Origin of the sequence: Acidocella sp. (assembly GCF_036489515.1) — a bacterium.
GTDB lineage: Bacteria > Pseudomonadota > Alphaproteobacteria > Acetobacterales > Acetobacteraceae > Acidocella.
In genome coordinates this window covers 1-5,114 of sequence record NZ_DASXFO010000078.1, presented here as the reverse complement: position 1 = coordinate 5,114, position 5,114 = coordinate 1, and the positions used below count along the sequence as shown (strand labels likewise).

At 64.4% G+C, this 5,114-nt stretch carries 5 protein-coding genes; 3 read left to right on the top strand and 2 right to left on the bottom strand.

Annotated elements, in window-relative coordinates; all coding sequences use genetic code 11:
- Positions 1-318: 318 nt before the first annotated feature.
- Positions 319-792, bottom strand: coding sequence for a peptide-methionine (R)-S-oxide reductase MsrB (gene msrB / locus VGG47_RS11905; protein ID WP_331538789.1), 474 nt, complete (start codon positions 790-792; stop codon positions 319-321).
- Positions 793-838: 46 nt separating this feature from the next.
- Positions 839-2,824: a thioredoxin domain-containing protein gene (locus VGG47_RS11900; RefSeq protein ID WP_331538787.1), complete on the bottom strand. Its 1,986-nt coding sequence runs from the start codon at positions 2,822-2,824 to the stop codon at positions 839-841.
- Positions 2,825-2,885: 61 nt separating this feature from the next.
- Between VGG47_RS11900 and VGG47_RS11895 the strand changes: the two genes are divergently transcribed.
- The 3 genes from VGG47_RS11895 to alkB all read left to right on the top strand — a co-directional run bounded on the left by VGG47_RS11895 (position 2,886) and on the right by alkB (position 4,845).
- Entirely contained in the window at positions 2,886-3,221 is a 336-nt protein-coding gene (locus VGG47_RS11895; protein ID WP_331538785.1) for a (2Fe-2S) ferredoxin domain-containing protein, read from the top strand.
- A 173-nt stretch (positions 3,222-3,394) separates the two neighbouring features.
- The gene (locus VGG47_RS11890) at positions 3,395-4,225 is read left to right on the top strand and encodes a PhzF family phenazine biosynthesis protein (protein WP_331538783.1); all 831 of its coding nucleotides are present in this window, start codon (positions 3,395-3,397) and stop codon (positions 4,223-4,225) included.
- The gene (alkB, locus tag VGG47_RS11885; RefSeq protein ID WP_331538780.1) at positions 4,222-4,845 is read left to right on the top strand and encodes a DNA oxidative demethylase AlkB; all 624 of its coding nucleotides are present in this window, start codon (positions 4,222-4,224) and stop codon (positions 4,843-4,845) included. The genes VGG47_RS11890 and alkB overlap by 4 nt, the downstream gene beginning before the upstream one ends.
- Positions 4,846-5,114: the final 269 nt, after the last annotated feature.

Genomic DNA, 5,114 nt, shown 5'->3' with positions numbered 1-5,114 from the left:
AGGAGAGCCTACCAAGGGCCGCATAGGTCACACCACAGCGCCATAAACGGCGCAAAGATCGACGCCACGGCCTGATGCCAGAAAAAAAGCCAAGGGGCCAAGGAGAAACACGTCTATTGCCCGACTAAATCAACAATATCGACCAGACCGCGACGTTCAAGCGTTCCCGCGGGAACGTCTGCTGTTCGGAAAAGCCGCCATTCTTGCTGCTCACCTCTACAAAAAACCTACGTTAAAAGTGGACTGCATCTAAAGGGGCAGACCAAGCGCAAAAATTTTTATTATGCTTGGGCCATGGGCGTTGTCAGCGACAATGCCTCAATCCGGCGTGAACGTCAGCGCCAGGCCGTTCATGCAATAGCGCAGCCCCGTGGGCGGCGGCCCGTCGTCGAACACATGGCCGAGATGACTGCCGCAGCGCCGGCAATGCACCTCGGTCCGGTCCATCCCCAGCGAGCTATCGTCCGCCGTCAGCACCGCATGCGGCAACGGCGCCCAGAAGCTCGGCCAGCCCGTGCCGCTGTCATATTTGGTCGCGGAGGAATAGAGCGGCAGAGCGCAGCCGGCGCAATCGAACGTGCCCTTGCGGTGCTCGTTCAATAACGCGCTCGAAAAAGGCACCTCGGTGCCCTGCTCGCGCAAGATGTTGTACTGCGCCGGGGTGAGCCGCCGGCGCCACTCCGCGTCGCTATAGCTGACTTCATAAACCGGCTGCGCCCGCACGCCCTCCGCGGTGGCCAGGAACCCAGCCAGCCCGGTTCCCAGAAGCAAAAAATCGCGGCGTGTGATCATGACGTCCTCCTTGGATAGTCTCACACTGGCGGGCGGCGCAGAAAAATCAGGTTTTGGCGAGCGGCCGTAGCAAGGCGCGCAGCGCCTCCGCTGTGGTCACCGGCAAGGCGCAGACGCCGCCCTGACAGACAAACGCCGCCTGCTCCGTCTTCTTCTCCGCCGCCGGATGACCGGGAGAGAGCGCTTGGCCGGAAGCTCGCAGCACCACCACCGCCGGATCGGGCGCGATGAGTGCGGCTCGCGCCAGAGCGGCATCACCGGTCACCACGCAGGCGGCGTTTTCCAGCAGATCCGCCGCCGCGAGCAGCACCGGGGAGGCGGCCAGCATGTCCGCCCGGCCGCCGAACGCCGCCAGCAGCGCATCCGCCCGGGCCCGGTAAGAGGCATCGCCGGTCAGATGAAACAGACGCGCATAATTCTCCGCCATCAGCCCGATGCCGGAAGGGGTGGGACCATCCGTGACGTTCCGCGCTTTCGGGCCCGGCACGTCCACCGCGTCGTCCGCCACCATGAAGAACGTACCAGCGCCATCACCGAAATAGGTTTCCGTGGCAATGAGGATCTGCAGCGCCTGCTGCAGACGGGCGCTGTCGCCGCTATGCTCATACAGCGCCAGCCCGGCGCGGATCATCGCCGCCTGGTCCTCCAGCAGCCCCGCCGCGGAAATCTTTCCGGCGCGGTAGGCATGGGCGATCCTGCCATCCGCCTGCCCCATGACGCGCCGCAGAAAATCGAAATTCTGGTTCGCCAGCTCCAGCCAGGCGGGCTCCTCGAACACTGCGGCGGCGCGTGCAAGTGCTGCAATGCTCAGGGCGTTCCAGTCCGCCAGGATCTTGTCATCGCGCCCGGGCCGGATGCGCGTGCTGCGCCGGGCCAATAATTGGCGCCGCGCCGCCTCCAACCGGGCCTCGGTGGCGGGATCGGAAAACGGGGTCTTGCGCTCCAGGATGATGCGCTCTTCCCAGTTGCCATGTTCCGGCAGGTCATAATGGCGGCCGAACTCTTCTGCTCCCTCCGCGCCCAGGATTTCGGCAATTTCACGAGCCTCCCAGACGTAGAACTTGCCTTCCACGCCCTCGCTGTCGGCATCCTCCGAGGCGGCGAAGGCGCCTTCCTCGCGCATGTCGCGCAACAGCCAGCCCACCGTCTCGCGCGCCCGCGCGGCGTAAAGCGGGTTGCCGGTCCGCGCATAAACCAGGGCCAGCAGGTCGAGGATCAGCGCGTTGTCATAGAGCATTTTCTCGAAATGCGGGATCAGCCAATTCTCGTCGGTCGCGTAGCGGGCATAGCCGCCGCCGACATGGTCATAAATGCCGCCTTGGCTCATCGCGTTCAGAAGCAGATCCACCGCATCAGCCGCCTGCGTGTCACCGGTACGGAACGATTCCTGCCACAGGAAGCGGAAAGTCGGGGCGTTGGGGAATTTCGGCGCCCCGCCGAGCCCGCCGCGCGTCCAGTCCACGCCGTGCAGCAGCCGCGCGCGGATCTCGTCCAGCACTTGCGGCCCGGGCGCATCACCCGGCCGTGCCGCCGCATTGGCCGCCAGCGCCCTGGTCATCGAGACGACCGTGCTGTCGATCCGCGCCCGGTCAGTCTCCCACGCCTTGGCCAGCGCCTGCAGGACCTGGGTAAAACTCGGCCGGCCGAAGCGCGGCGTGGGCGGGAAATACGTGCCGCCCCAGAACGGCGCGCCGTCCGGTGTCAGGAACATGGTCAACGGCCAGCCGCCCTGCTCGCCCATCGCATGCAGCGCCGTCATATAAATCTGGTCGATGTCCGGCCGCTCCTCGCGGTCGACCTTGATGTTCACATAATGCGCGTTCATCAGCGCCGCGACGTTCGGGTCCTCAAAACTCTCATGCGCCATCACATGGCACCAGTGGCACGCGGCATAGCCGATGGAGAGCAAAATCGGCACGTTGCGCGCCTTGGCCTCTTCCAGGGCCGCCGCCCCCCAGACCTGCCAATGCACCGGATTGTCCCTGTGCTGCAGCAAATACGGCGAGGACGCCTCGCTCAACATGTTCGGCATCGCTGGCTTCCCGCTGATGATGTTCCCCCTTAGATAGGGTCAGATCCTGGGAGTAACAGCTTTGGGCGATAGACGACAGACAGACCCCGCGCCGTATTTTTCCACCCATATCTTCGTCTGCGGCAACCGCCGCCCCGAAGGCCATGAGCGCGGCTGCTGCGCCTCCAAAGGCTCGGAAAAAATCCGTGACTACATGAAGGCACGGGTGAAAGAACTCGGCATCAAAAACGTGCGGGTGAACCAGGCCGGCTGCCTGGACCGCTGCGAACTCGGCCCCTGCGCCGTATTCTACCCCGAAGGCGTGTGGTACCGGCTCGACTCCTTCGCCGCCGTGGACGAGGTGCTGGAAAAGTATCTGCAGGAAGGCGGGCGGGCCGCGGAGTTGATGCTGCCGTGAAGGCAAGGAAGACTACTTTTTGTGAACAAAAAGTAGCAAAAAAACTTTGTGAGTCTGGGTCATGGGCTTTGTCGGGGACACCGCCCATGACCCAGCATAGCCAAAAAATTTTGCGCCGCTTTTTTTAAAAAGCGGCCACTTTCTTCCTTCCAAAGGTGCGATAAACTACGCCCATGGAACAAAAATTCTCCTTCGCGCAGATCGATGTGTTCACCGCGGTCCCGTACAAGGGCAATCCGCTCGCCGTGGTGCGCGGCGCGGATGCGCTGAGCACCGAGCAGATGGTCGCTTTCGCGAACTGGACCAATCTCAGCGAAACCGCGTTTCTGCTCCAGCCCACCAGCATCGCTGCCGATTACCGGGTGCGGATTTTCACGCCCACCACCGAACTGCCCTTCGCCGGGCACCCGACGCTGGGCGCCTGCCATGCCTGGCTCGCCGCCGGCGGCACGCCGCAGGGCACGGAAATCGTGCAGCAATGCGAGATCGGGCTGATCCGCATCCGCCGCAAGGACGAACGCCTGGCTTTCGCAGCACCGCCCACCACGCTGGAAGAGATCGACCACGCAACCCGCGCCCAGGTCGCCGCCAGCCTGCGCGTCGATCCCACCGCCATTCTCGCCATCCAGCGCGTGTCGCAAAAACCCGGCTGGATCGCCGCTCTGTTCGCGAGCCGCGCGCAAGTCCTGGCGCTCCAGCCCGATTTCGCCGCCATGGGTCCTCTGAAAGTCGGCGCCGTGGCGCCGTCACCGGAGGGCGAAACCGATTTCGAGGTGCGCGGCTTCGTGCCTGATCTCGGCATCGGCGAGGACCCGGTGACCGGCAGCCTGAATGCCGGCCTGGCCCGCTGGCTGATCGGCACAGGGCGCGCCCCGTCGCACTATACCGCCGCCCAAGGCACGGCGATGGGCCGCGCCGGGCGCATCTACCTCGAACAGGAGGGCACGGATTTCTGGGTGGGCGGGGATTGCGTGACCTGCATCACCGGCGACGTGGTGATTTGACGCCGGACCTCTTCCCCGAAGTCTACGAAGGGCTGACCCGCCTGCCCGGCTTCGCCGCCGGGTCTGCCCCAGACCTTTTCGCCGCGGTGCAAAGCATCGCCGCCACCGCCCCGTTCCGGCAGATGGTCACGCCCTGGGGCAAGCCAATGTCGGTCGGCATGTCCAATTGCGGCGCCGCCGGCTGGGTCACCGACCGCACCGGCTACCGCTACACCCCAACCGATCCGCAAACCGGCCACCCCTGGCCCCCCATGCCGGAAATTTTTCGGCTCCTGGCCCAGGAAGCCGCCGCGCAAGGCGGCTTCCCAGACTTCACGCCCGACGCCTGCCTGATCAACCGCTACGCCCCCGGCGCGCGAATGACCCTCCACCAGGACCGCAACGAACAGGATTTCACCGCCCCCATCGTCTCCGTCTCCCTCGGCCTCCCCGCCGTCTTCCTCTGGGGCGGCCCCGCACGCACCGACAAACCCAGCCGCATCTTGTTGGAAAGCGGAGACGTGCTGGTCTGGGGCGGAACGGCACGGCTGTATTTTCACGGGATCCTGCCGCTAACGGAGGGCGAGCATCCCCTCGCCGGCCGGGCGCGGATCAACCTGACGTTCAGGAAAGCGCTTTAGGCAAGGGGCTCCGCCCCTTGACCCCGCTGGGGCCGAAAGGCCCCAGACCCCAATAATGTTATTGAGTCAATGTGAATTTACGCTTCCGACCAGACCGAGACATTCGCGCATTTAACGCAAACGTCCGGTCCTAGCACTACAGTTGCCTTTTTGTCGGAGTTCTGAATCTATGGGCAACCATGATTCAGGACATGATGAATGGCGGCGCGTCGGTTGAAGATACACTGGAGCTCTGGGCATCTTCGCTGCGCGATGTGAAGGGGCGCATC

Excerpts from the sequence above, each read along its gene's own strand:
- VGG47_RS11890 (WP_331538783.1), top strand. The coding sequence starts at position 3,395 with ATGGAACAAAAATTCTCCTTCGCGCAGATCGATGTGTTCACCGCGGTC.
- msrB (WP_331538789.1), bottom strand. The coding sequence starts at position 792 with ATGATCACACGCCGCGATTTTTTGCTTCTGGGAACCGGGCTGGCTGGG.
- VGG47_RS11900 (WP_331538787.1), bottom strand. The coding sequence starts at position 2,824 with ATGCCGAACATGTTGAGCGAGGCGTCCTCGCCGTATTTGCTGCAGCAC.